Below are 25,905 nucleotides of genomic sequence, written 5' to 3' on the forward strand. Positions count from 1 at the left end.
TCCAGCGCTTCGGGGTGGACATCGCATAACAGAGATTTGGTCAGGCGGATTTACGGCCGGATTGAAGGGTGGTGGACAGAAGCGTTTGCATCGCAACGCTGTCTTCCAGCACCTGTCGCCGTCGGCTTTGCAGAATGGCGGCCTGCAGGCGATTGGATTCACGCGCGATGCTTTCCGCGGTCCATTGGCGCAGCGCCTGCTCGATGATCGGCTTGCGGCGGAAATGCAGATGACGACCCAGCGTCTGCATGATCTGAGGCGCCTGCAGGCGTTTTTCTTCCATTTCGGCGCGCATCGTATCGAGAAGCTGAAACTGCTTCAGACAGGCCTGCAACACGAGAAAGATCGCGGTTTTCGAGCTGCTGATCTTCTGCATGGCGTGCAGAAAACCGTTGAGATCGCCACTCAAGATCGCATCGACGGCATCGTCAACCGAGATCGCACTGGCGTCGCCGATTATTTCGGTAACGTGATGTTCTTCCACCGTCTGGACGCCGCGGCAATAGAGAGCGAGTTTGCGCACCTCGTTGCGTGAAGCTATGCGGTCGCCGCCGATCAAGGCGATCAGCGCCTGGCGGGCGGCCGGCGTGATGCCGAGCTTCTCTGCGCTCAATTCGGTATCGATCAGGGCATTCAGGGCGCGGCTGTCATCGGCATAGGATGGGATCGTCATGATCGATCGCGCAGCCTCGGCCGTCTTGCGAAGCAGGGAACCTTTCTTCAAGTCTCCGGCTTCGACGATCAGATGGGCGGCTTCGAGCGGCTTGTCGGCCAGCACCGCCAGGGGATCGACAAGATATTTTTCATTGGCGGCGCCGCGGATCCAGATCAGTTTCTCGCCACCGAACAATCCGATGGACTGCGCTTCGTCGAGCAAGCGTCCGGGATCTTTCTGCAGGTCACCGATATCGAGCTTGGTCAGTGAGAAGGGATCATCGAGGGCGACACCGGTCTTGCCGGCAAGCAGACCGGCACGTTCGGACACGAGGCCGCGGTCCGGCCCGTAAATGACGAAGATCCGGTAGTTCCGCGCCGATTTCTGCAGGAAGGTTTCGAATTCGTGGGATTTTATCTCCGCCACATCTCCGCCCTCAGCGGCTGAGTGCAGCGGCGATATCGGCCCCGACGAATTCCGCCACCTGATCGGCCGCGCGATTCTCGGCATCCCGGATCGCCCGCTGCTTGGCGAATTCCTGGTCAGGGAAATCCACCAGGGCCGTGGTCGCGCGGTTGCCGGCCTTGATGACGTGGTTGTCGATCGTGGCGCGCAGCGTGTAGGTGACGGTAACCGTGACACGGCCGGCGCGCGAGGTATCGGCCGATTCCGTCAGCAGCGTGTCGGCCACAGAGGAGGTGGCGTGCAAGTCGACCTGATAGTCCGGCTTTTCAGCTTCGCCGGCACCACGCGATGCCAGGAAGATCAAGTGATTGCGGACCTGCTGCTCGACCCGGCTGCCCGCCGGGGAAAAGCCGACCGAGGCAAGCTTTTCGGTCAAGCCGGAATTTTCCGAATAAAGCGGCCGGACCTGGCAGGCAGAGAGAAAAGCCGCGGAGGCAAGGATCATGGCGATGCCGGCATTGCGAGCCAGCTTGCAAGCGATATCAGACGACAATGTTCACAATCCTTTGGGGAACCACGATGATCTTCTTCGGGGCCTGTCCGTTCAGCGCGTTCTTCACCGCATCCAGATTCAGCACGGCGTCGGTGACGGCATTCTGATCTGCGTCGCGAGAAATTGTCAATTCAGCGCGTTTCTTGCCGTTGATCTGGACCGGCAGGACGACATCGTTTTCGATGACGAGCGTTTCGTCGTATCGCGGCCAGCCGGTCCGGGCAAGCAGCCCGTCATTGCCGAGCGCTGTCCAGCATTCCTCAGCCAGATGCGGCGTCATCGGCGCGACCAGCTGAACGAGGATCTCGGCGGCATTGCGCACCGCTGCGCGATATGTCGCATCACCCTCGCCCGCCGCGACCCTGGTCATCGGCGCCGCCAGCGCGTTGACCAGTTCATAGATTCGGGCGACGGCCTTGTTGAACCAGAGCTTGTCGTAATCGTTCTCGACGGCCTTCAGGGTCCTGTGGGCGGCCTGCGAGATCGACAGTGCTTCCCCCTCGGTCGCCGGCGCAGGCGCGACCGCGGAAAGCGGTTCCGCGGCCTCGGAAATCAACCGCCACAGACGCTGGGTGAAACGATGGGCGCCTTCGACGCCGGCTTCGGACCAGATGACGTCACGCTCCGGTGGGGAGTCGGACAGAACGAAGAAACGGGCGGTATCGGCGCCGTAGGAGGCGATGATATCGTCGGGATCGACGACGTTCTTCTTCGACTTCGACATCTTCTCGATCGAGCCGATGGCGATCTCCTCGCCCGAAGTCAGCAGGAAGGCGCGGCGTTTGCCGTCGAGCTCCTCGATACGGAGGTCGGCCGGCGCCACCCATTCCCGGCTGCTCCCGGCCCCACGGCTATAGGTCTCATGAACCACCATGCCCTGGGTGAAGAGACCCTTGAAAGGCTCGGTGGCGGCGACATGGCCGGTCTCGCGCATGGCGCGGGTGAAGAAGCGGGAATAGAGCAGATGCAGGATCGCATGCTCGATGCCGCCGATATACTGGTCGACCGGCAGCCAACGGTTAGCCGCCTCAGGATCGGTCGGCTTTCCTTCCCAGGGCGCGGTGAAGCGGGTGAAATACCAGCTCGAATCGACGAAGGTGTCCATCGTATCCGTCTCGCGGCGGGCGTCCTTGCCGCAGGTCGGGCAAGAGACATGCCGCCAGGTCGGATGACGGTCGAGCGGATTGCCCGGCTGGTCGAAGGTAACGTCGTCGGGCAGCTTGACCGGCAGGTCTTTCTTCGGCACCGGCACGACGCCGCAATCATCGCAATGGATGACCGGGATCGGGCAGCCCCAATAACGCTGCCGGGAAATGCCCCAGTCGCGCAGACGGAAATTAACCTTGCGCTCGCCCTGCGGCGCATTGCCGAGCGAAGCCGCCGACAGCCGGTCGGCAACGATATTGAAGGCTTCCATGGTCGTCTTGCCGTCGAGGAAGCGCGAATTGATCATCACGCCATCGCCGTCATAGGCTGTGTCGCCGACGGAAAAACTCGCCGCATCGCCATCCCTCGGCATGACCACGGGCACGACCGGCAGGCCGTATTTCCGGGCAAAATCCAGGTCGCGCTGGTCGCCCGAGGGGCAGCCGAAGATCGCGCCGGTGCCATAATCCATCAGCACGAAATTGGCGACATAGACGGGCAGTTCCCAGGAGGGATCGAGCGGATGGCGGACGCGGATGCCGGTATCCATGCCCTTCTTCTCGGCGGTTTCGAGGGCGGCGAGCGAGGTGCCGGCGCGGCGGCACTCCTCGCAGAAGGCCTCGATGTCGGCATTCTTGGCGGCGGCATCCTTCGCCAGCGGATGATCGGCGGCAATCGCCAGGAAGGAGGCGCCGAACAGCGTGTCCGGCCGGGTGGTATAGACCGTGATTTCGGTTTCGCCGGCCGGCGCCGTTTCCGGCACGATCTCCCAGCGGACCGTCAGGCCTTCCGAACGGCCGATCCAGTTCTTCTGCATCAAGCGCACTTTTTCCGGCCACTGGTCGAGCGTATCCAGCGCATCGAGCAGATCCTGGCTGAAATCGGTGATCTTGAAGAACCATTGCGTCAGTTCGCGCTGTTCGACCAGCGCGCCGGACCGCCAGCCGCGGCCGTCGATCACCTGCTCGTTGGCGAGCACGGTGTTGTCGACCGGGTCCCAGTTCACCTTCGACTGCTTGCGGTAGACCAGGCCTTTCTCCAGGAAATCCAGGAAGAGATGCTGCTGGTGCTGGTAATATTCGACGTCGCAGGTGGCGAATTCGCGGCTCCAGTCGAGCGACAGCCCCATGGCCTTCAGTTGCGCCTTCATCGAGCCGATATTCTGGTAGGTCCAGGAGGCCGGATGCACGCCGCGCTCCATGGCGGCGTTCTCTGCCGGCATGCCGAAGGCGTCCCAGCCCATCGGATGCAGCACATTGTAACCGCGGGCGCGCTTGTAGCGGGCGACGACATCGCCCATGGCGTAATTGCGGACATGGCCCATGTGGATGCGCCCCGACGGATAGGGGAACATTTCGAGGACGTAATATTTTTCGCGCGGATCGGAATTGTCGGTCTCGAAGACCTTGTCTTCGTTCCATTTCTGCTGCCAGCGGGGCTCGGCATCGCGCGGATTATAACGTTCGGTGGCCATGTTATTCGAAATTCCGGAAAATCAGGGGAGGTTGGTCGAGACCTTCACCATGAAACCACCGTAGCGTCAAGTTTTGCAGGCGCTGCAAGCGCCCGATCTTCGTTGCGGCCAGGCGATTTCGCGAGAGCGGGTCTTGGCAAGCACAGATTGGCTGGTTAGTTCATTGCCAATCCTTTCATGCTGGTATGTCGAGGCAGAACGATGGAACTTCAAGAGCGGTTGAACGACGTGCGGTCGCGGATCGCGGCTGGTGAACGCCAGGCAGCCCGCGCTGCGGGTTCCGTTCAGCTCGTCGCGGTGTCGAAGACCTTCGAGGCGGAGGCGATCCGCCCGGCCATCGACGCCGGCCAGCGCGTCTTCGGCGAGAACCGGGTGCAGGAGAGCCAGGGCAAGTGGCCGGCGCTGAAGGCCGAACAGCCGGATATCGTGCTGCATCTGATCGGACCGCTGCAATCGAACAAGGCGGCGGATGCGGTGGCGCTTTTCGACGTCATCGAGACGGTGGACCGGGAAAAGATCGCCCGCGCGCTGGCCGAGGAGATGGAGCGGCAGGGCAAGAGGCCGCGGCTCTACGTCCAGGTCAATACCGGGCTCGAGCCGCAGAAGGCCGGCATTGCGCCTGACGACACGCTAGCTTTCGTCACCCTCTGCCGCGACGAGCTCGGTCTTTCCATCGAAGGTCTGATGTGCATTCCGCCGGCGGAGGAAAATCCCGGGCCACATTTCGCCCTGCTGGCAAAGCTCGCGCTCACATGCCGCGTCGAAAAACTGTCGATGGGCATGTCGGGCGACTATGAGACGGCAATCGCCTTCGGCGCCACCAGCGTGCGCGTCGGTTCCGCGATTTTCGGCGCGCGCTGATACTCTGCTTTGGTCGGGCTTCCCGTTCCCCTTCCCGCTGCCTAGATTAATCGAGGCTTGCATTCCTGGGGAGGAGCAGATGCAGAACGGCTATCATCAGGCCTATACGGCCTGGAAACGCGATCCCGAAGCCTTCTGGCGCGAAGCCGCGGCCGATATCGACTGGTTCAAGCCGCCGGAGCGGGTGTTTTCGCCAAATGATGGCGTCTATGGCCGCTGGTTCTCAGGGGCCGAGACCAATACCTGCTATAATTGCCTGGATCGGCATGTCGCTGCCGGACGCGGCGGCGAGACGGCGGTGATCTTCGATAGTGCGATGACCAGCGAGAAGCGCCGTTTTACCTATGACGACGTCCTTGACGAGGTGAAGGCCATCGCCGCGACGCTGGTCGATCTCGGCATCGGCAGTGGCGATCGCGTCATCCTCTATATGCCGATGGTTCCACAGGCGGTGTTTTCGATGCTCGCCTGCGCCCGCATCGGCGCGGTTCACTCCGTCGTTTTCGGTGGTTTTGCCGCCAGCGAGCTTGCCGCCCGCATCGACGATTGCGGTGCGAAGCTGGTGATCACCGCGAGCTGCGGGCTCGAACCCGGCCGCATCGTCGCCTACAAGCCCCTCGTTGACCAGGCGGTCGAGATGGCGCGTTCGAAGCCGGAGCGCTGTCTGGTGCTGCAGCGGCCGGAACTCCGGGCAGATCTCGTCAGCGGCCGCGATCAGGATTTCGAGGCGGCGGTGGCGCAGCATCGCGGCGCCGAGGTCGCCTGTGTTCCGGTCAAGGCGACCGACCCGCTCTACATCCTCTATACCTCCGGCACCACCGGCCAGCCGAAGGGCGTCGTGCGCGATAATGGCGGTCATATGGTCGCGCTCCACTGGTCGATGCGGAATATCTACGGGCTGAAACCGGGCGAGGTCTTCTGGACGGCCTCGGATATCGGTTGGGTCGTCGGACATTCCTATATCGTCTATGCGCCGCTGATTTCAGGCGTCACCACCCTGATCTTCGAGGGTAAACCAATCGGCACGCCGGATGCCGGCGCATTCTGGCGTATCGTGTCCGAATATCAGGTGCGGGTGCTTTTCACGGCGCCGACGGCATTCCGCGCCATCCGGCGGGAGGATGGCGACGGGGAACTGATGCGGCGGTATCCGATGCCGGATCTGCGGGCGCTGTTCCTCGCCGGCGAGAGGGCGGATCCGGAGACGCTGAAATGGGCGGAGCGCATGCTCGCCGTACCCGTCATCGATCACTGGTGGCAGACGGAGACCGGCTGGCCGATCGCCGCCAATCCGCTTGGCCTCGGCGCCCTTCCCGTCAAGCACGGTTCGCCGGCGCTGCCGATGCCCGGCTATGACATCGCCGTGCTCGACGATGCCGGCCATCCGATCGAGCCGGGAACGCTCGGCAATATCGTCATAAAGCTTCCCTTGCCGCCCGGCTGCCTGCCGACCCTCTGGAACGCGGACGACCGTTTCCGGTCGGCCTATCTCGACGAGTTTCCCGGCACCTACAAGACCGCCGATGCCGGCTATGTCGATGAGGACGGTTATCTGTTCATCATGTCGCGCACCGACGACATCATCAATTGCGCCGGTCATCGGCTTTCGACCGGGGCGATGGAGGAAGTCTGCGCCCGTCATCCCGATGTCGCCGAATGCGCGGTGATCGGGGTGATCGACAGGTTGAAGGGCCAGGTGCCGTGCGGTTTCCTGGTGCTGAAACGGAATGTTTCCCGCGAGGTGACGGCGATCGAATCAGAGGTGGTGGCGATGATTCGCGATCAGATCGGGCCTGTCGCCGCCTTCAAGATGGCCATCACCGTTAACCGATTGCCGAAGACACGCTCCGGCAAGATCCTGCGCGGCACGATGCAGAAAATCGCCGACGGCATACCCTGGAAAATGCCCGCAACCATCGATGATCCAACGGTTTTGGAGGAAATCGCCGAGGCGTTGCGCGGGCGCGGTCTGGGCTCTCTGCCGATGTGAAATTAAACATTCCGCAAGCCTAATTGAGGAATTGTTAACCATGTGATGCAAGGGTTTGTTAACGGCAAGGGCTTGCATAGCAGGCTTTGCATGACGCGGTCGCCGTTACCGGCCTGCTGCATAATTCCTTAAATCGGAATCGATTTAAGGACAAAATTATGCAGCAGTTGAAGTGCTGCAGCGTCCTTTGCGCGTCTGAAAAAACGCGCGGCGCTGTGGTCCGGAATGCCCTTTCTCCCAAGATTGTGGAACGGATCATGACAAGCATCCTTACCAACAACGCTGCCATGGCAGCGCTGCAGACTTTGCGCGGCGTAAACGACGGCCTCAAGGACACCCAGGGTCGCGTTTCCTCGGGTTATCGTGTCGAAAAGGCGGCTGACAATGCCGCCTACTGGTCGATTGCCACGACCATGCGTTCTGACAACAAGGCACTTTCGGCCGTCTCCGATGCGCTCGGTCTCGGCGCGGCCAAGGTCGATACCGCCTATTCGGCCATGGACAGCGCGCTCGACGTCGTCAGCGACATCAAGGCCAAGATTGTTGCCGCCACGGAAAAAGGCGTCGACAAGACCAAGATCCAGCAGGAACTCGACCAGCTGCAGGAGCAGCTGCTCAGCATTGCCCAATCGGCGTCTTTCTCCGGTGAAAACTGGGTCGCCGGCGCTGATGGTACGAAGAGCGTGGTTTCCTCCTTCGTGCGCGACGGCAGCAACGCCGTTTCGGTGAAGATGACGGACTATGTGCTCGATTCAGGCTCGCTCGGAAACGTGCTTTTCGGCATGACGAGCACGGGTGCGATCGAGACGAGCAGCGGTATCATCGGTACCGCCTTCAACGGAACCTATGGCGGCACCGTCATCGTCATGGCGTCGATCTACGATCTCGACATTACCGGCTTCACCCAGGGCCAGCTCGACGCAGCCTTGACCGGCGTCGAACTGGTTCTTGGCGCCATGACTGCCGCCGGCTCGGCGCTCGGCTCGATCTCGACCCGGATCCAGCTACAGGAAAATTTCGTCAACGGGCTTCACGATTCGATCGACTCCGGCGTTGGCCGCCTGGTCGATGCCGATATGGAAGAGGAATCAAGCAGGCTCTCGGCGTTGCAGACGCAGCAGCAGCTCGCCGTCCAGTCGCTGTCGATCGCCAACAGCTCGGCGCAGAACATCCTCACCCTGTTCCGCAGCTAAACCGACAGGCAATCCGCAACAAAAAACCCCGCCGATCAGCTCATATCGGCGGGGTTTTTCATGAGATCGTCGATCTCTCAGTACTGATCGTCGTCGTCTTCGTCCTTCGGCGCCGAGCGCAGCGAACTCAGCTTGCGGAAGACGGCGTCGGCGTCGATTTCCTTTTCCTTTTCTTCCTCGCGCTCGTAGCTCGGGCTCAGGCGCTCGGTTTCCTGGGCCGATTGCAGCGTCGCGCCAAGCTCGGCGGCGGTCGGCAGCGGCCGGCCCTTGGAAGCCTTCTCCACTTCCATGTCGAGATCGATTTGGCTGCAGAGGCCGAGCGTTACAGGATCCATCGGCGCCAGGTTGGCGGAGTTCCAGTGGGTGCGCTCGCGGATCTGCTCGATCGTCGATTTCGTGGTGCCGACGAGGCGGGAAATCTGCGCGTCCTTCAGCTCCGGATGGTTGCGAACGAGCCAGAGAATGGCGTTCGGACGGTCCTGACGCTTGGAAACCGGCGTATAACGCGGGCCGCGGCGCTTGGATTCCGGCACGCGCACCTTGGGTTCGGAAAGCTTCAGCTTGTGGTTCGGATTGGCTTCGGCGCGGGCGATCTCGTCGCGGGAGAGCTGTCCGGTCGAGATCGGATCGAGGCCCTTGATGCCCTGCGCGGCTTCACCGTCGGCGATCGCCTTGACCTCGAGCGGATGCAGTTTGCAGAACTGCGCGATCTGATCGAAAGACAGTGCCGTGTTGTCGACAAGCCAGATGGCGGTCGCCTTCGGCATGAGCAGTGTTTGAGCCATGGATATAGTCCTTCTATCGTCCGCGCCGGTCGCGGTCCGTGGATTGTCACCACAATGTCCGGGAAATATGCCGCTATATAACCGCACTGTCGCAGAATTGCAATTCTTCCGAAATGAAATGACCTTTGTCTAATTGCCGCCACGATGCGAGCTGCTATGAATTGCCGTGATTTGAAATCCGGGCCCTAAACCCACGCGGCCCGTCGCATGTTCCATGAGGAGGAGTTGCATGTCGGAGAAGATCTATCCGGTCACGAAGCCGGTGAAGGCGCGCGCCCTGATCGATAAGGAAAAGTACCTGAAATGGTACGAGGAAAGCGTCGAGAACCCGGACAAGTTCTGGGGCAAACACGGTAAGCGGATCGACTGGTTCAAGCCCTATACCAAAGTCAAGAACACGTCCTTTACCGGCAAGGTCTCGATCAAGTGGTTCGAAGACGGGCAGACCAACGTCTCCTATAATTGCATCGACCGCCATCTGAAGACCAATGGCGACCAGGTGGCGATCATCTGGGAAGGCGACAATCCCTATATCGACAAGAAGGTCACCTATAACGAGCTCTACGAACATGTCTGCCGGATGGCGAACGTGTTGAAGAAGCACGGCGTCAAGAAGGGCGATCGCGTCACCATCTATATGCCGATGATCCCGGAAGCGGCTTACGCGATGCTCGCCTGCGCCCGCATCGGCGCGGTGCATTCGGTGGTCTTCGGCGGCTTCTCGCCCGAAGCGCTCGCCGGGCGTATCGTCGACTGCGAATCCACCTTCGTCATCACCTGCGACGAAGGTCTTCGCGGCGGCAAGCCGGTGCCGCTGAAGGACAATACCGATACGGCGATCCATATCGCCGCCCGCCAGCATGTGCATGTCAGCAAGGTGCTGGTCGTGCGCCGCACCGGCGGCAAGACCGGCTGGGCGCCGGGCCGCGATCTCTGGCATCACCAGGAGATCGCCACGGTGAAGCCGGAATGCCCGCCGGTGAAGATGAAGGCGGAAGATCCGCTGTTCATTCTCTATACGTCAGGTTCAACAGGCAAGCCGAAGGGCGTGCTGCACACGACCGGCGGTTATCTCGTCTATGCGGCGATGACGCATGAATATGTCTTCGACTACCATGACGGCGACGTCTACTGGTGTACGGCCGATGTCGGCTGGGTCACCGGCCACTCCTATATCGTCTATGGGCCGCTCGCCAACTGCGCGACGACGCTGATGTTCGAGGGCGTGCCGAACTTCCCCGACCAGGGCCGTTTCTGGGAAGTCATCGACAAACACAAGGTCAACATCTTCTATACCGCGCCGACGGCGATCCGCTCGCTGATGGGGGCCGGCGACGACTTCGTCACCCGTTCCTCGCGTTCGTCGCTGCGCCTGCTCGGCACTGTGGGCGAACCGATCAACCCGGAAGCCTGGGAGTGGTATTACAATGTCGTCGGCGACAAGCGCTGCCCGGTCATCGATACCTGGTGGCAGACGGAAACCGGCGGCCACATGATCACGCCGCTGCCCGGCGCCATCGATCTGAAACCCGGCTCGGCGACCGTGCCGTTCTTCGGCATCAAACCGCAGCTGGTCGACAATGAGGGCAAGGTGTTGGAGGGTGCTGCCGACGGCAATCTCTGCATCACCGACAGCTGGCCGGGCCAGATGCGTACCGTCTATGGCGATCACGAACGTTTCATCCAGACCTATTTCTCCACCTACAAGGGGAAATATTTCACCGGCGACGGCTGCCGGCGCGATGACGACGGCTATTACTGGATCACCGGCCGTGTCGACGACGTGCTCAACGTCTCCGGCCACCGGCTCGGCACCGCGGAGGTCGAATCCGCGCTCGTCTCGCACAATCTGGTGTCGGAAGCCGCCGTCGTCGGTTATCCCCACCCGATCAAGGGCCAGGGCATCTACTGCTATGTGACGCTGATGGCCGGCCACGAAGGAACGGACACGCTTCGCCAGGACCTGGTGAAACATGTGCGTGCCGAAATCGGCCCGATCGCCGCACCCGACAAGATCCAGTTTGCGCCCGGCTTGCCGAAGACCCGCTCCGGCAAGATCATGCGCCGCATCCTGCGCAAGATCGCCGAAGACGATTTCGGCGCGCTCGGCGATACCTCGACGCTCGCCGATCCGGCCGTCGTCGACGATTTGATCGCCAACCGGCAGAACAAGGCGACTGCTTAAACAACAAGGCCGTTCCCTCTTGTTGGAGCGGCCTCAGTTTGTTGACAAAGTCTCCTCCGTCATGCTCGGCCTTGTGCCGAGCATCTGACCACTGCAATTGTTTGACAGGAAAGCATTTATTTTCAGATACTTAATTGGACGTGGGTAGATCCTCGGCACAAGGCCGAGGATGACGTCGCCGGTTTTGCAGGGGTTTGTCAGTAGCCTGAAGCCGCTCCTTTGTTGGAGCGGTCTTATTTTTCCGCGCGGGAAATGCCGTTGCTTTTGAGCGGCGCTCTGGCTCCCGGCGCGGCATCAGAAATCGATCGCCCGGCCATTGATCTCGTAATCGCCGAAGCGGGCCGGCTCGGCGCCGCCGCGGCCGCCGGTTTCCGGCGGCAGCTCCAGCGGCTTCTGGTTTTTTCGCCGCTCCTCGGCTTCGGCAAGCGCGCGTTTGGCAGCCGGGGACAGCATCTTTCGCGGCGGCGATGCCTCGGCCGTCGGCGTTTCACTATTGTCGTTATCGGCGTCCTGCATGGCATCTCCTGCCGGAAAATATTGAAAATGGCTGGTGAATAACCAAATCATAATGCGCCGGTGCCGGGATTGAAAGCTTGTCACGGCGAATCGGAGATGGAGATCCGCAATGAACCTCGTCCGCACTGCCATGTTGCTCGCCTTCATGACGGCGCTTTTCATGGTTGTCGGCTTTCTGATCGGCGGTCGCGCCGGCATGATGATTGCCTTCGTCATCGCCGCCGGCATGAATTTCTTCTCCTATTGGAATTCCGACCGCATGGTGCTTTCGGCCTATCGCGCCCAGCAGGTCGATGAGCGCAACGCGCCGGAATTCTTTGCGATCGTGCGTGATCTCGCCCGTAATGCCGGCCTGCCGATGCCGAGGGTCTATCTCTACGACAGCCCGCAGCCGAATGCCTTCGCCACCGGCCGCAATCCCGACAACGCAGCCGTCGCCGCCTCGACCGGCCTGCTCCAGGCATTGTCTCCCGAGGAAGTCGCCGGCGTGATGGCGCATGAGCTCGCCCATATCCAGAACCGCGACACGCTGACGATGACGATCACGGCAACGCTTGCCGGGGCGATCTCGATGCTCGGCAACTTCGCCTTCTTCTTCGGCGGCAACCGTGAAAACAACAACAATCCCCTCGGTTTCGTCGGCGTCCTCGTCGCGATGATCGTGGCGCCGCTTGCCGCCATGCTGGTGCAGATGGCGATCAGCCGGACGCGCGAATATTCTGCCGACCGCCGCGGCGCCGAAATCTGCGGCAATCCGCTCTGGCTCGCTTCCGCGCTCGGCAAGATCGCGCGGGGTGCTGCCCATGTGCCGAACGAGGATGCCGAGCGCAACCCGGCAACCGCGCATATGTTCATCATCAATCCGCTCTCCGGCGAACGCATGGACAATCTGTTTTCCACGCATCCGAACACCGAAAACCGCATCGCTGCGCTGCAGGACATGGCGCAGGGCGGCATGAACGTCTCGACGCCGCCGGTTCGGGCTGCTAATCCGTCGCGCAAATCGCGCTCTGTTCCGGATACGGGTCTTGGTCGCGGTGGTTCGCAACCGCCAAAAGGTCCATGGTCTTGAATTCAGACGGCACGAAGAAACCATTCCGCAAGCATAAGCCCGCCACCGAGCGATCCGCGCCTGTAAAGCCGGGCATGCAGGCTCGGGCTGCAGCGGCAAAAATTCTCGCCGCCGTCGTCGATCGCAAACTGCCGCTCGACGGCGCTCTCGATCATGAACACGGCAATCCGGCCTACCGGGCACTTGGCGAGAGCGACCGGGCGCTGGTCCGCGCCATCCTGAACACGACGCTGCGCCATCTGCCGCGCATCGATGCCGCCATTGCAGCGCTGCTGGAATCGCCGCTGCCGGAAGGGGCACGGGCGCTGCACCACGTGCTGGCAATCGGGGCGGCGCAGATCCTCTATCTCGACGTGCCGGATCATTCGGCTGTCGATCTTGCCGTCGAGCAGGCCAATCAGGATCCGCGCAACCGGCGTTTCGCCAAACTGGTCAACGCCGTTCTTCGCCGGCTCGGCCGCGAGAAGAATGAGCTGCTCGCCGAGATCGGCAAGGTCGCGCCGATGCCGGCCTGGTTCATTGCCAGGCTGGAAAAAGCCTATGGCCGGGAGGCGGCGCTGGCCATTTCGGAATCCCAGCTCCAACCGGCCGCAATCGATCTGACCGTCAAGTCGGACGCGGAAGGCTGGGCAAAGCGGCTGAACGGCATTGTCCTTCCCACCGGCGGCGTGCGGCTTGCCGCCTTCGATGGCGGCATCCCGTCGCTCGAAGGCTTCGACGAGGGCGCGTGGTGGGTGCAGGATGCGGCTGCGAGTATCCCGGCCAGGCTTTTCGGCGATCTCTCGGGCAAACGCGCCGCCGATCTCTGCGCCGCACCCGGCGGCAAGACGGCGCAGCTCATTCTTGCCGGCGGCGCGGTCACGGCACTCGACCAATCGGAAAACCGGCTGAGACGGCTGCGGTCGAATCTCGACCGGCTCGACCTGAAAGCGGAGACAATTGCGGCGGATCTGACGACATTCGAGCCGGCCGAGCGTTTCGATGCGATCCTGCTCGATGCCCCCTGCTCTTCCACCGGCACGACACGCCGGCACCCCGACGTGTTGTGGACCAAGGGGCCGGAGGATATCGCCAGGCTGGCGGCGCTGCAGGAGCGGCTGCTGCGTCATGCGCTGACATTGCTGAAGCCTGATGGAACGCTGGTTTTTTCGAATTGTTCGCTGGATCCTGCCGAAGGCGAGGAGGTCGTCGCCCGCGTTCTGGCCGATACGGATGGGATCGAGCGCGTTCGGATCGATGCCGGCGACTGGTGCGGCCTGGAAGCGGCGATCACGCCGCTCGGCGAATTCCGCACGCTTCCCACCATGCTGAAAATGCCCGATGGCATCGCCTCAGGCCTCGACGGCTTTTATGCCGCCGTACTGCGGCGCGTGGCCTGATTGCGGGCCACGCACGTCGCGACAGATCCGCCCACGCAAGACGCTTCACATCCCCGCGTGACTCGGATGAAACAACGGTAATTTGCGTATATTCGAACATTGTTACGAATTAATTCATTGCGGGCGATGAAATCGACCGCTTTTCACCTATTCTTAACCACGAGGGTCAATAGACAATAGAATATGCAGTCCGGTCGGCGTTTTGCGAGCATGTATGTTCGGGAGGCTTGGCGGCGCGCCTTGCGCCGCGTCGCGTTGCTGCGCCTAAAACTCTTCCGCCATTCGATCAACGTGCCCGAACGTCTAATCGTCGCGCCGACCGATCTCCGCAGCATCGATTCGCATGTGGCCGACGAGATCCTCAACGGACGGTTTCTCCTGGCCGGGCGCATGCTGGAAACGGGTGGAAAGTCACCCTTCACCTTTACCCTGCCGTCGCGCCCCTTCGCGATCCGCCTTCACAGCTTCGGCTGGCTGCGGCATATGCGGGCGAACAAGACGGAGCGCGGTTCGGCCGCCGCACGCGCGATCGTCGACGGCTGGCTTTCCGTCCATGCCGGCCGCATGGAGGGCATTGCATGGGAGGTCGACGTCACCGCCCAGCGCGTCATCGCCTGGCTCTCGCATTCGCCGGTGGTGCTGCAGAATGCCGATCGCGGCTTCTATCGCCGCTTCATGAAGTCGCTGGCGTTTCAGGTGCGGTTCCTAAACCGCATGGCGCCCTATACGCTTGGCGGCCTGGAGCTGTTTCGGCTGCGTATCGCGCTCGCCATGGCCTCCGTCGCCATGCCTGTCCGTGCATCGACGCTCAGAAGGGCGGCGCAAGCGCTCGACCGCGAATTCGATAGCCAGATTCTGCCGGATGGCGGCCATATCTCGCGCAATCCGCGCGTCGGCCTGGAATTGCTGCTCGATCTGCTGCCGCTGAGACAAACCTATGTCAATCTCGGCCATGACCTGCCGCAGAAGCTGATCTCCGGTATCGACCGCATATATCCGGCATTGCGGTTCTTTCGCCATCAGGATGGAGATCTGGCGCTGTTCAACGGGGCGACCTCGACGCTGGCAAACGAGCTGATCTCCGTGCTCAGATATGACGAGACCGCCGGCCAGCCGTTCAAGGCCTTGCCGCAGTCACGTTATCAGCGGCTTTCCGGGGGAAAGACAGTCATCATTGCCGATGCCGGCACAACGCCTTCTGGAGGCGGGCTGCGGACCGTGCATGCCGGCAGCCTCTCCTTCGAAATGTCGTCCGGCCGCCACCGCTTCATCGTCAATTCCGGCTCGCCGAAATTCGCCGGGCACCGCTATGTCCAGATGGCGCGCACGACGGCGGCGCATTCGACCGTCATCCTCAACGACACCTCGTCCAGCCGCTTTTCGCCTTCGCCCTTCCTCAATCACGCGATCACCGAACCGGTCAGGATCGTCGCCGTCGAGCGTGCCGAAACGGAAGACGGACGCGACGGCATCAAGCTCAGCCATGACGGCTATCTCAAGGCCTTCGGCGTGGTGCACGAACGTGAGCTGACACTCAATGCCGCAGGCTCGATCGTGACCGGCCACGACAGGCTTGTCGTCCGGGAAGGATATCAGCATGACGAGCCCCTGAAGGCCGTCGCCCGTTTTCATATCCATCCCTCCATCGTCCTGCATCAAAGCGACGGGGAGTCCGTGCTGCTGACGGCGCCGGACGGCGAAAGCTGGCTGTTTTCCGCGCCCGGCAATGAAGTGCTGATCACCGAGGACATCTTCTTTGCCGACAGCTCCGGCATTTGCGGTTCGGACCAGATCGAAATCGACTTCGATCTTGCCGAGAAGACGGAAATCCGCTGGTTTTTGTCCCGCAAGGGATAGCACCTGTTTGCGCGGCGGCGAAGCTGTGCTAACGCGGCCTCACAATGCGAGCGTCCTGGAGCAGGATGGTCTTAGGCCCAGCTCGGCCTGAAATCCGAATCCTCCTCTAAACCAAGCGGATGTCTCCCGAAGCCCGAACGGAGAAGGTTTCATGGCCGTCACTTCCAAGAAGATCCCCGCCCCCGACAAGGTCGAAATCAAGACCGCCCTCCTCTCCGTCTTCGACAAGACCGGGATCGTCGAACTCGCCCAGGCACTGTCTGCCAGAGGCGTGCGGCTGCTGTCGACCGGTGGCACCTACCAGGCGATCGCCGCCGCCGGCCTTGCAGTCACCGATGTCTCCGAGATCACCGGCTTTCCCGAGATCATGGACGGACGGGTCAAGACGCTGCATCCGACGGTGCATGGCGGCTTGCTGGCGATCCGTGACGATGGGGAACACCAGGAGGCGATGAAACAGCACGGTATCGAGGCCATCGACCTCGCCGTCATCAACCTCTATCCTTTCGAAGAAGTGCGCGCGGCCGGCGGCGATTATCCGACAACCGTCGAGAATATCGATATCGGCGGCCCGGCGATGATCCGCGCATCAGCCAAGAACCATGCCTATGTGACGATCCTGACCGATCCCAGTGATTATGCCGAGTTCACGGCGCAGCTTTCCGCAGATGGCGGCAAGACGGCCTATGCCTTCCGCCAGCGCATGGCCGCGAAGGCCTATGCCCGCACCGCGGCCTATGACGCTGTGATTTCCAACTGGTTCGCGGAAGCGCTGTCGATCGACACGCCGCGTCACCGCGTTATCGGCGGTGCTTTGAAGGAAGAGATGCGCTACGGTGAAAACCCGCACCAGAAGGCCGCCTTCTACGTGACCGGCGAGAAGCGCCCGGGTGTTTCGACGGCTGCCCTGCTTCAGGGCAAGCAGCTTTCCTACAACAACATCAACGATACCGATGCCGCCTACGAGCTGGTCGCCGAATTCCTGCCCGAGAAGGCACCGGCTTGCGCCATCATCAAGCATGCCAATCCCTGTGGCGTCGCCACCGGATCGAGCCTGGTCGAGGCCTATCAGCGGGCGCTAGCCTGCGATAGCGTTTCCGCCTTCGGCGGCATCATCGCATTCAACCGGACGCTGGATGCCGAAACGGCCGAGGAGATTGTCAAGCTCTTCACCGAAGTGATCATCGCCCCCGATGTTACCGAGGAAGCGAAGGCGATCGTCGCCCGCAAGCCGAACCTGCGGCTGCTCTCCGCCGGCGGCCTGCCCGATCCGCGCGCCGCGGGCCTGACGGCGAAGACCGTTTCCGGCGGCCTGCTGGTCCAGAGCCGCGACAATGGCATGGTCGAGGATCTGGAGCTCAAGGTCGTCACAAAGCGTGCGCCGACGGCGCAGGAGCTTGAGGACATGAAGTTCGCCTTCAAGATCGGCAAACACGTGAAATCGAACGCCGTGGTCTATGCTAAGGACGGCCAGACGGCCGGCATCGGCGCCGGACAGATGAGCCGCGTCGATTCCGCCCGCATCGCGGCGCTGAAAGCCGAAGAGGCCGCCAAGGCGCTTGGCCTTGCGACCCCGATGACGCATGGTTCGGCAGTGGCTTCAGAAGCCTTCCTGCCGTTTGCCGACGGTCTTCTGTCGATGATCGCCGCAGGAGCGACGGCGGTGATCCAGCCGGGCGGCTCGATGCGCGACCAGGAGGTCATCGATGCCGCCGACGAACATGGCATCGCCATGGTCTTTACCGGCATGCGCCATTTCCGGCACTAATTGGGCGTCTATGCCCGATCCGCCGGATAGGGCGTGCGGACGAGCAGCACCAGGCCGCTGGCGAGAAACAGGATCAGCGTTGCCATTCCGAGCCGCGGTGATCCGCTCAGATAGGTCATCAGCGAGAAGAGCAGCGTCGCCATGAAACTCGTGGCGCGCCCCGAAAGCGCGTAGATGCCGAAGTAGCGGCCGGCTTCTTCAGGGCTGACGCTGCGGGCGAGATAGGAGCGCGACGAAGCCTGAACCGGCCCGAAGGCGAACCCGATCAACAGGCCGTAAAGGATATAGGCTTTTTCCGCGGCGGTGCCGAAGAGGCCGCCGGAATCCGCCGTCGGCAGCGGCAGAAGGCCGAACAGCGTGTAGCCCGGCCCTGTCGAAATGATGCCGATGGTGGCGAGAAGCAGCATGGTGAGGCTGATGACGACGGTCACCTTCGAACCGACACCCTTGTCGATGCGGCCGGCGATCAGGCAGCCAAAGATTGCGACGACGTTCAGGATGATGCCGTAAATGCCGATCTCGATCGTCGCCCAACCGAACATGCCGGCGGCGAAAATGCCGCCGAGGATCAGTAGGCCGTTGACGCCGTCCTGGTAGATCATACGGGCGATAAGAAACCTCAGGATGCCGCGGCGCTCCTTGAGTTCGGCAAGCGTGTTTTTCACTTCCCGCAGGCCGGCGCGGACGGCGGTGCCGAAGGGAAGGCCCCTGCCGACATCCGGCGTGAAGAAAAACATCGGCAGGATGAAGATCAGATACCAGACGGCCGAGATCGGCCCGGTGATGCGTGCATCCTCTCCGGTCCGAGGATCGAGGCCGAACAGCGGATCGAGTCCAAGGATGGTCTTGCCGCTCTCCGGGCTCGCCGCCAAAAGCGTGACGACGGCGATGAGCACGATGATGCCGCCGAGATAACCGAGCCCCCAAGCGGTGTTGGAGAGCTTGCCGACCTCGTGCTTGGCCACGAGTCGCGGCATCATCGAATCGTTGAAGACGATCGAAAACTCCGCCGAGATCGAGGCGAGGATCATGAAAATGACGGGATAAACAACGGGCGAGCCGGGGGCTGCGAACCACAGGCAGAAAAGGCTGACGATCTTGATGATCGCGAAAAAGCCGATCCAGGGTTTGCGGGCGCCCGACTGGTCGGCGATCGAGCCGAGGATGGGCGAGAGCAGGGCGATGATCACCGAGGAGATCGTCGCCATGTTGCTCCACGTCGTCTGCGCGGAAACCGGGTCGTCGGTCAGGCGGGATACGAAATAGGGTCCGAAGATGAAGGTGGTGACCACGGTAAAGAAGGGCTGGGCTGCCCAATCGAAGAACATCCACCCCCAGATGCCCTTCTCCGTGGCCTTCGGCGGCCGCGTTCCTGTCCAATCGATGCGATTCAACATCCGCTCCTTTTTCGCGGACTGTCTCACCTCACCCGGTCGCGCGCAAGATCGGTCAGGATACCTGCGGCAACGGTAATGCGCGCAAGGTTGGGATCGCCGCCGTCGCTGAGGCTCGAAAGCTCTTCGACGATCCGGTTGATGCGGATGCGATCCTGGGCATGCCAGGCCTGAACGGGGAGCTTTTCCTTGCCGTGATCGGACAGCGCCGAGATGACGATATCGCGTCTTGCGCTGGCGATCTGGTCGATGCTGCGGGCAAGCGCCAGGTTCTCGTAATGGTCGGAGGTGAGGATCCGCCCGCCCGCCGCCAGCAGCCTGGCAATCCGGAAAGTCTGCGACACCGCGAAGTAGTTTTCGGCGGCACGCACCAGCGGCTCTCCGGTGCGTTCTGCAATCTGCATGATTTCAGGCACCAGCGCGAAGCTCTGGAGGTTGGCGATCTCGGCCGCGAGCTTTTCCGGCACGCCCGATTGGGCGTATTCGGCCTGGCGCGCCGCTGCATCGCCGGCCGATTGTTCGGCGAAGGCGGGCCGCAGTTTTTTCAGCGCAGCCTGCAGCCGGCTAATCACCTCGGCCATATCGGCCTTGGTCATGCCGGTCTTCAGGAGCAGGCGCGTCAATACGGTAAAGCTATGGCTGATTTCCTCGTAGATACGGTTCTGCATCTCGCCCGATATTTTGCCGTCGAGCGCATCCGTCTCGGCCCAGAGCCGGGTCAGGTCGAAACCGTCGCGGGCGACGATTGCGGCGCGCACCACTTCCGATGCCGAAGCCGCCGTCGCGTCCATCATCGCAACGGTGAAGCTCGGCCCGCCGCGGTTGATCGCTTCGTTGGCAAGCACCGTCGCGACAATTTCGCGCTTCAGCCGGTGACCGGCGATATCGCCGGCGTTCGACTTCTGCATTTTGATGGGGAAATAATTCAAAAGCGTCGCGGTAAAATAGGGATCGTCCGGCAGATCGCTGGCGGCCAGCGCATCGAAGAGCACGATCTTGGCATAGGATACCAGCACACCGATTTCCGGCCGCGTCAGCGGCTTGCCGGCGGCATAGCGTTCGGCCAGCGTCTGCTCGTCCGGCAAAGTCTCGACCTTGCGGTTCAACTGACCGGCGCCCTCGAGCACGCTCATGAAACGGCCAAGCTCCAGACCATTGGCGGTGCCCTTGCGTTCGGTCAGCGAGATCGCCAGCGACTGCAGATAGTTGTTGCGCAGCACCAGGCTCGCCACTTCGCCGGTCATCGAAGACAGAAGCTGGTCGCGTTTTGCCCGCGTCAGACGGCCGTCATGCATGGCGGCGGCCAGTGCGATCTTGATGTTGACTTCGACGTCCGAGGTGTTGACGCCAGCCGAGTTGTCGATGGCGTCGGAGTTGCAGCGCCCGCCGTTGAGACCATAGGCGATGCGGCCTTTCTGGGTGACGCCGAGGTTTGCGCCCTCACCGATCACCTTGGCGCGCACCTCCGCAGCCGTCACGCGGATCGGGTCGTTGGCGCGGTCGCCGACTTCGGCGTCGGTTTCGGACGGCGCTTTCACATAGGTGCCGATGCCGCCGAACCAGAGCAGGTCGACCGGGCTTTTCAGGATCGCCGTGATGATCTCAAAAGGCGTGGCGACTGATTTGTCGATGCCGATCGCGGCCACCGCTTCCGGTGTCAGCGTGACCGATTTCATCGCACGGGAAATGATCATCGCCCCCTTGGAGAGCACGCTTTTGTCGAAATCCTGCCAGCTCGAGCGCGGCAGGTCGAAGAGCCGCTGGCGCTCGGCAAGCGTCTTTTCCATATCGGGATCGGGATCGATAACGATATCGCGGTGATCGAAGGCGGCTATCAGCCGGATCTTCGGAGAGAGCAGCATGCCGTTGCCGAAAACGTCGCCCGACATGTCGCCGACGCCGGCAACGGTGAAGGGCGTCGTCTGGATGTCGATGTCCATTTCACGGAAATGGCGTTTGACGGTTTCCCAGGCGCCGCGGGCAGTGATGCCCATCTTCTTATGGTCGTAACCGGCCGAGCCGCCGGAGGCGAAGGCATCGTCCAGCCAGAAACCGGCTTCCTGCGCAAGCGCATTGGCGGTGTCGGAGAAGGTCGCGGTGCCCTTGTCGGCGGCGACCACGAAATAGGGATCGTCACCATCGAGCCTGACCGTATCCTTCGGCGGTACGATCTCGGCGCCCGATATATTGTCGGTGATCGACAGCAGCGTGCGGATATAGGTCTTGTAAGCCTCGCGGCCGGCATTGAAGATCTCGTCGCGGCTGCCGCCGACGGGGAGCTTTTTCGGATAAAAGCCGCCCTTGGCGCCGACCGGCACTATGACCGCGTTCTTCACCTGCTGGGCCTTGACGAGGCCGAGCACCTCGGTGCGGTAATCCTCGGCGCGATCCGACCAGCGCAGACCCCCGCGCGCCACCTTGCCGAAGCGCAGGTGCACGCCTTCGACCTCGACGCCATAGACGAACATTTCGCGGAAGGGTTTCGGCTGCGGCAGCCCGTCGACCAGGTGCGGATCGAGCTTGAAGGCCAGCATCGGCTTCGGCGAGCCATCCGGGTTCCTCTGGAAATAATTGGTGCGCAGCGTCGCATCGACGATATTGACGTAGCGGCGCAGGATGCGGTCGTCGTCGAGGCTCGGCACCTCGGCAAGCTCGGTTTCGATCGCCTGGTGCAGGTCGGCCAGCTTCTTGATGCGGACCTTTTCGGAAAGCTTGGTATCGAGGGTGTCGTGGAACAGCCGGAAGATGGCGGCCGCGACACCGGGATATTTGTCGAGCGTGGTGGCGATATAATCCTGCGAATAGGCGATGCCGGCCTGGCGGAGATAACGGGCATAGGCGCGCAGTACGTTCGTCTCGCGCGCCGAGAGCCCGGCCGAGAGGATCAGCCGGTTGAAGCTGTCATTGTCGATCGTGCCGGCGAAGGCGGCGACGAAGGCTTCCTCGAGAGGGGCGCCGTAACGCTGCAGATCGATGTCGCCGCCGTTGCGGGCCTCGAGCTCCATATCGTGCAGCACGACGAGTTTCGTTTCTCCGTCCGCGGCCGGTACGTCGATGTCGAAGGTGCGTTCGCTGACGACATTGAAGCCGAGATTCTCAAGAAGCGGCACGCGGCGCGACAGCGCCAGCTGGCCGCCGGCGTGGAAGATCTTCAGCGAGAGGGTCCGGCCCTCATCTTCCTGGCGATGGTAGAACTGAATGCGAAGCGGCTCGCCTGCGGCGCAGGCGCCGATATCGGCGAGGTCGGCCACGGTTTCTTCAGGCGTGAAGGAATCCTGGAAGGCCTGGTCGACGGAGATTTTCGGCGCCTTGGGTCCGGCCAGCGCCTCGAAACGATCGTCCCAACGGGCGGTGATCTCGCGGATCACCTGCTCGAGCTTTGCCTGGGGAATGCGCGGCGTCTTGCCGCCGGAGCGGCCGATAATGAAATGCACGCGCGCCACGCCGCCTTCCGGGAAAGCCGGGTAATAGGCGGAGACACGACCGTCATAGACCGTCTTCAGATAGGTGCCGATCCGCTCGCGGACGATCGAGTCGTATTCCTCGCGCGGCACATACACGATCACCGAGACGAAGCGGTCGAAATGGTCGATGCGCGGCAGGACACGCACGCGCGGACGGTCGGCGAGGTCATTGATCTGCTCGGCAAAACTGGCAAGCAGCGTGGTGTCGATCTGGAAAAGGTCGTCGCGCGGATAGGATTCCAGCGTGTTGTCGAGCATGCGGCCGGAATGGCTCATCGGGTCGAAGCCGAAATGCTCCTTCACCTTCTCGATCTTGGAACGCAGCAGCGGGATTTCAGAGGCGAGCGACGTATAGGCCGTCGAGGTGAAAAGCCCGACGATGCGCAGCTCGCCGGTGACGTTGCCGTTTGCGTCGAAGCGTTTGACGCCGACATAATCCATATAGGCCCGGCGATGGACGATGGATTTCACATTCGCCTTGGTGACGATCAGGAAGTCGGGGCCGTCGAGGAAGGCAAGAATTTCAGGCGTCGTCGTCACGGCATCCTTGCCGGTGCGCAGCACCAGAACATCAGGGTTGGAGAGCATGCCGAGGCCCGCACCCTTGTCTCGCTCGACCTTGGCGTCGGCACCCTTGCCGGAATAGACATATTCACGCATCCCGAGGAACGTGAAATTCTCGTCGCGCAGCCATGTCAGGAAGGCGACGGCTTCATCGCGATCGGCCTTCTTCCGGCTGGCGCCATTGGCTGAAAGCTCGGCGATCACGCCGTCGATCTTGGAAAGCATCGGCTTCCAGTCGGAGACCGACAGACGGACCTGTTCGAGCACGGTTTCGACGCGTTTGACGAGATCTGCGGCCTGGGCGGAATTGAGCGGTGCGATATGGAGCTGGATATGGCTGACGCGGCTGGCCGGGTCGCTCGGGTGATCGGCGGAATAGAGCGCAGGCGCCTTGCCCTTCTCCATGACCAGGATGGGATGCACGGCCATGAACAGGTCGCGATAGGTGCTCGTCACCTCACCCATGACCGACTCAAACAGGAAAGGCATGTTCCGGTCGGTGACCGAAAGCACCGACACGGCAGTGCCGTCAGGGGTCACATCGGCAATGGTGTCGATGCCGACGCGCGGCGCCTTGCCGTTCCAGGCGGCAAGTTCCTTTGCCGAATGCACGGCGGAGAGCGCCAGCATCTCCGGCGTATAGAGTTCGAGATCGTCATTGCTGGCCCGTCCGAAGAGAATTTCCGGATCGAGATGCGCCTCGCCCGTCGCCTTGGCGATCTTGCGCGCGCTTTCGATCTGCTTTTCCCGTTTCGGATTGTTTCTGGCAGCCATGAATCGCCTCCCGCAATGGACTGGTTTTCTGCAAGCTAGCAGAAGATTCCTCGAAAAAATCTCTAAAATGGGGGCCTGAAAGATTGTTTTGACGCTTTTTTGACCCAGAAAATGGGAAATTGTCAGAGATTTTTCGCTTTCGTGGCCAAAATGAACGGAAGGGCCTCTTTTTAGGTTTTTCGTTTCACACACATTTCCATGCTCACATGAAGAATGGTTGACAGCGTGGCGTCAAAAAGATCATCAAACGCATCGTCATTCGGATCTTGATATCATGTCGGAAAATGCAGCGGGCGCAGTCATCGTCATCTCCAGTCATGTGGTGCGCGGCTCGGTCGGCAACCGGGCGGCCGTGTTTGCGCTGGAGACGCTCGGTCATCCGGTCTGGGCGCTGCCAACCATCGTGCTGCCCTGGCATCCCGGCCACGGCCGCTCGACGCGGCTGACATTTGCGGAAGCGGATTTCGACGCGGCGATCGACGATCTGATCCGGGCGCCCTGGATCGGCGAAGTCAAGGCAGTGCTTTCGGGCTATTTCGGCAATGCCGCACAGGCGCGCTCCGTCGCCCGGCTGATCGCCGCGCTCAGGCAGGATAATCCCGAGCTGCTCTATGTCTGCGATCCCGTCATGGGCGATCTCGGCGGGCTCTACGTGCCGGAAGCGACCGCCGAGGCCATTCGCGACCATCTCATCCCGCTCGCCTCGCTCGCGACGCCGAACCGCTACGAGCTTGCATGGCTTTCCGGGGCGGCGCTCGAAGACAACAGCGCGATCATGGAGGCGGCGCTGGCGCTCGGGCCGTCGCGCATGCTCGTCACCTCGGCCGTGCCGATGATGGCGGGCGGTACCGGCAATCTCTATCTTTCCGGCCGCCACGCGCTTCTTGCCGAACACCGTGTCGTCGAAAACCCGCCGAACGGTCTTGGCGACTTGCTGGCCGCCGTCTTCCTGTCGCGTCTGCTTTCCGGTCTCGAGGACGAAAAAGCGCTGCAGCTTGCCACGGCCAGCGTCTTCGAAGTGCTGGCGCGTGCCGTCAGGCGCGGCAGCAACGAGCTAATGCTGGCGAGCGATGCTTCCAGCCTTTCGACGCCGATGGCGATGGTGCAGATGCGCCGGCTCGTGCACCCGGCGCAGCGGCGGAAAAAATGACGCATATGCCGACGCGTTCATTTTGCATTGCAGCAGTTGAAATTGTCTGCCGCGCGCGCTAATCCAGAAGCATGCAGCGTTTTCCAAATTCCCTTCTGGACGGTTACCGCAACTTTATGAACGGGCGTTATGCCGACGCCCGCGACAGGTATCGGCTGCTTGCCGAAAACGGTCAAAGCCCCAGCACGCTGGTCATTGCCTGTTCGGATTCACGTGCGGCGCCGGAGCTGATCTTCGATGCCGGCCCCGGTGAGCTCTTCGTCATCCGCAACGTCGCCAACATGGTGCCGCCCTACGAGCCGGACGGTCATTTCCATTCAACATCGGCCGCGCTCGAATTTGCGGTGCAGGCGCTGAAGGTCTCGGATATCGTCGTGATGGGCCATGGCCGCTGCGGCGGCATCCGCGCCGCGCTCGATCCGAATGCCGAGCCGCTGTCGCCGGGCGATTTCATCGGCCGCTGGATGTCGCTGGTCAAGCCCGCCGCCGAGCAGATCCAGAGCAATGACGTGATGACGGCCGCCGAGCGGCAGACGGCGCTGGAGCGTGTGTCGATCCGCAATTCGATCGATAATCTCAGAAGCTTTCCCGACATCAAGGCGCTCGAGGAAGCGGGAAAAATGCATCTTCATGGCGCCTGGTTCGATATTTCCACAGGCGAACTCTGGGTGATGGATGCCGAGACACGTGACTTCATTCGTCCCGAAATCTAGGGATCTG

At 61.9% G+C, this 25,905-nt stretch carries 17 protein-coding genes; 10 read left to right on the plus strand and 7 right to left on the minus strand.

What is annotated here, in order from left to right; translation table 11 throughout:
- Positions 1-40: 40 nt before the first annotated feature.
- From holA to leuS, 3 genes are read right to left on the minus strand one after another with little or no spacing between them, the layout of a single operon-like run.
- Positions 41-1,081 (minus strand): DNA polymerase III subunit delta, encoded by a 1,041-nt coding sequence (gene holA, locus BBJ66_RS06615; protein ID WP_049732648.1) that lies wholly within the window; start codon positions 1,079-1,081, stop codon positions 41-43.
- Between the two features lie 10 nt (positions 1,082-1,091).
- On the minus strand, positions 1,092-1,613 hold the full coding sequence (gene lptE / locus BBJ66_RS06620) for an LPS assembly lipoprotein LptE (protein ID WP_049732647.1): 522 nt from the start codon (positions 1,611-1,613) through the stop codon (positions 1,092-1,094).
- Positions 1,603-4,233: a leucine--tRNA ligase gene (gene leuS, locus BBJ66_RS06625; RefSeq protein WP_071085827.1), complete on the minus strand. Its 2,631-nt coding sequence runs from the start codon at positions 4,231-4,233 to the stop codon at positions 1,603-1,605. The genes lptE and leuS overlap by 11 nt, the downstream gene beginning before the upstream one ends.
- Before the next feature lie 201 nt (positions 4,234-4,434).
- Here leuS and BBJ66_RS06630 point away from each other — a divergent pair, with 201 nt between their 5' ends.
- From BBJ66_RS06630 to BBJ66_RS06640, 3 genes are all read left to right on the plus strand, one after another.
- Complete coding sequence (locus tag BBJ66_RS06630; RefSeq protein WP_071085829.1) at positions 4,435-5,094, plus strand: YggS family pyridoxal phosphate-dependent enzyme; 660 nt, start codon at positions 4,435-4,437, stop codon at positions 5,092-5,094.
- Positions 5,095-5,173: 79 nt separating this feature from the next.
- Positions 5,174-7,084 (plus strand): propionyl-CoA synthetase, encoded by a 1,911-nt coding sequence (locus BBJ66_RS06635; RefSeq protein ID WP_071085831.1) that lies wholly within the window; start codon positions 5,174-5,176, stop codon positions 7,082-7,084.
- 257 nt (positions 7,085-7,341) lie between these two features.
- A complete protein-coding gene (locus BBJ66_RS06640; RefSeq protein WP_049732643.1) occupies positions 7,342-8,277 on the plus strand; it encodes a flagellin N-terminal helical domain-containing protein in 936 nt (311 codons plus the stop codon).
- Positions 8,278-8,354: 77 nt separating this feature from the next.
- Here BBJ66_RS06640 and BBJ66_RS06645 read toward each other — a convergent pair whose 3' ends face one another.
- Positions 8,355-9,062, minus strand: coding sequence for a DUF1013 domain-containing protein (locus tag BBJ66_RS06645; protein ID WP_003583207.1), 708 nt, complete (start codon positions 9,060-9,062; stop codon positions 8,355-8,357).
- A gap of 229 nt (positions 9,063-9,291) precedes the next feature.
- Between BBJ66_RS06645 and acs the strand changes: the two genes are divergently transcribed.
- On the plus strand, positions 9,292-11,247 hold the full coding sequence (gene acs, locus BBJ66_RS06650) for an acetate--CoA ligase (RefSeq protein ID WP_049732642.1): 1,956 nt from the start codon (positions 9,292-9,294) through the stop codon (positions 11,245-11,247).
- A gap of 294 nt (positions 11,248-11,541) precedes the next feature.
- Here the strand turns inward: acs and BBJ66_RS06655 are convergent, their stop codons facing one another.
- Positions 11,542-11,763, minus strand: a complete 222-nt coding sequence (locus tag BBJ66_RS06655) for a DUF1674 domain-containing protein (RefSeq protein ID WP_071085833.1) — start codon at positions 11,761-11,763, stop codon at positions 11,542-11,544.
- A gap of 109 nt (positions 11,764-11,872) precedes the next feature.
- On the opposite strand from BBJ66_RS06655, the gene htpX reads away from it, so the two are divergent.
- The 4 genes from htpX (at position 11,873) to purH (ending at position 17,839) form a co-directional block, all read left to right on the plus strand.
- On the plus strand, positions 11,873-12,835 hold the full coding sequence (gene htpX / locus BBJ66_RS06660; RefSeq protein WP_049733249.1) for a zinc metalloprotease HtpX: 963 nt from the start codon (positions 11,873-11,875) through the stop codon (positions 12,833-12,835).
- Positions 12,826-14,214 carry an RsmB/NOP family class I SAM-dependent RNA methyltransferase gene (locus BBJ66_RS06665; RefSeq protein WP_071085835.1) on the plus strand — a complete coding sequence of 463 codons (1,389 nt, stop codon included), beginning with the start codon at positions 12,826-12,828 and terminating at the stop codon, positions 14,212-14,214. The genes htpX and BBJ66_RS06665 overlap by 10 nt, the downstream gene beginning before the upstream one ends.
- Positions 14,215-14,397: 183 nt before the next feature.
- On the plus strand, positions 14,398-16,071 hold the full coding sequence (locus tag BBJ66_RS06670) for a heparinase II/III family protein (RefSeq protein ID WP_071085837.1): 1,674 nt from the start codon (positions 14,398-14,400) through the stop codon (positions 16,069-16,071).
- A 151-nt stretch (positions 16,072-16,222) separates the two neighbouring features.
- Positions 16,223-17,839 carry a bifunctional phosphoribosylaminoimidazolecarboxamide formyltransferase/IMP cyclohydrolase gene (gene purH / locus BBJ66_RS06675; RefSeq protein WP_071085839.1) on the plus strand — a complete coding sequence of 539 codons (1,617 nt, stop codon included), beginning with the start codon at positions 16,223-16,225 and terminating at the stop codon, positions 17,837-17,839.
- Between the two features lie 8 nt (positions 17,840-17,847).
- Here the strand turns inward: purH and BBJ66_RS06680 are convergent, their stop codons facing one another.
- Complete coding sequence (locus tag BBJ66_RS06680; RefSeq protein WP_049733253.1) at positions 17,848-19,236, minus strand: MFS transporter; 1,389 nt, start codon at positions 19,234-19,236, stop codon at positions 17,848-17,850.
- A 23-nt stretch (positions 19,237-19,259) separates the two neighbouring features.
- A complete protein-coding gene (locus BBJ66_RS06685; protein ID WP_071085841.1) occupies positions 19,260-24,035 on the minus strand; it encodes an NAD-glutamate dehydrogenase in 4,776 nt (1,591 codons plus the stop codon).
- Between the two features lie 274 nt (positions 24,036-24,309).
- On the opposite strand from BBJ66_RS06685, the gene pdxY reads away from it, so the two are divergent.
- Positions 24,310-25,185 (plus strand): pyridoxal kinase PdxY, encoded by an 876-nt coding sequence (gene pdxY, locus BBJ66_RS06690; RefSeq protein ID WP_049733255.1) that lies wholly within the window; start codon positions 24,310-24,312, stop codon positions 25,183-25,185.
- A 71-nt stretch (positions 25,186-25,256) separates the two neighbouring features.
- The gene (locus BBJ66_RS06695; protein WP_049733256.1) at positions 25,257-25,898 is read left to right on the plus strand and encodes a carbonic anhydrase; all 642 of its coding nucleotides are present in this window, start codon (positions 25,257-25,259) and stop codon (positions 25,896-25,898) included.
- Positions 25,899-25,905: the final 7 nt, after the last annotated feature.

It is taken from the genome of Rhizobium sp. RSm-3 (genome assembly GCF_001854685.1).
GTDB lineage: Bacteria > Pseudomonadota > Alphaproteobacteria > Rhizobiales > Rhizobiaceae > Rhizobium > Rhizobium ecuadorense.

What these genes read in the sequence shown, in the direction of transcription:
- purH (WP_071085839.1), top strand. Translation starts at nt 16,223, where the DNA reads ATGGCCGTCACTTCCAAGAAGATCCCCGCCCCCGACAAGGTCGAAATC.
- BBJ66_RS06630 (WP_071085829.1), top strand. Translation starts at nt 4,435, where the DNA reads ATGGAACTTCAAGAGCGGTTGAACGACGTGCGGTCGCGGATCGCGGCT.
- BBJ66_RS06685 (WP_071085841.1), bottom strand. Translation starts at nt 24,035, where the DNA reads ATGGCTGCCAGAAACAATCCGAAACGGGAAAAGCAGATCGAAAGCGCG.
- BBJ66_RS06635 (WP_071085831.1), top strand. Translation starts at nt 5,174, where the DNA reads ATGCAGAACGGCTATCATCAGGCCTATACGGCCTGGAAACGCGATCCC.
- BBJ66_RS06640 (WP_049732643.1), top strand. Translation starts at nt 7,342, where the DNA reads ATGACAAGCATCCTTACCAACAACGCTGCCATGGCAGCGCTGCAGACT.
- htpX (WP_049733249.1), top strand. Translation starts at nt 11,873, where the DNA reads ATGAACCTCGTCCGCACTGCCATGTTGCTCGCCTTCATGACGGCGCTT.
- BBJ66_RS06680 (WP_049733253.1), bottom strand. Translation starts at nt 19,236, where the DNA reads ATGTTGAATCGCATCGATTGGACAGGAACGCGGCCGCCGAAGGCCACG.
- BBJ66_RS06645 (WP_003583207.1), bottom strand. Translation starts at nt 9,062, where the DNA reads ATGGCTCAAACACTGCTCATGCCGAAGGCGACCGCCATCTGGCTTGTC.
- BBJ66_RS06665 (WP_071085835.1), top strand. Translation starts at nt 12,826, where the DNA reads ATGGTCTTGAATTCAGACGGCACGAAGAAACCATTCCGCAAGCATAAG.
- leuS (WP_071085827.1), bottom strand. Translation starts at nt 4,233, where the DNA reads ATGGCCACCGAACGTTATAATCCGCGCGATGCCGAGCCCCGCTGGCAG.
- acs (WP_049732642.1), top strand. Translation starts at nt 9,292, where the DNA reads ATGTCGGAGAAGATCTATCCGGTCACGAAGCCGGTGAAGGCGCGCGCC.
- BBJ66_RS06655 (WP_071085833.1), bottom strand. Translation starts at nt 11,763, where the DNA reads ATGCAGGACGCCGATAACGACAATAGTGAAACGCCGACGGCCGAGGCA.
- BBJ66_RS06695 (WP_049733256.1), top strand. Translation starts at nt 25,257, where the DNA reads ATGCAGCGTTTTCCAAATTCCCTTCTGGACGGTTACCGCAACTTTATG.
- BBJ66_RS06670 (WP_071085837.1), top strand. Translation starts at nt 14,398, where the DNA reads ATGCAGTCCGGTCGGCGTTTTGCGAGCATGTATGTTCGGGAGGCTTGG.
- pdxY (WP_049733255.1), top strand. Translation starts at nt 24,310, where the DNA reads ATGTCGGAAAATGCAGCGGGCGCAGTCATCGTCATCTCCAGTCATGTG.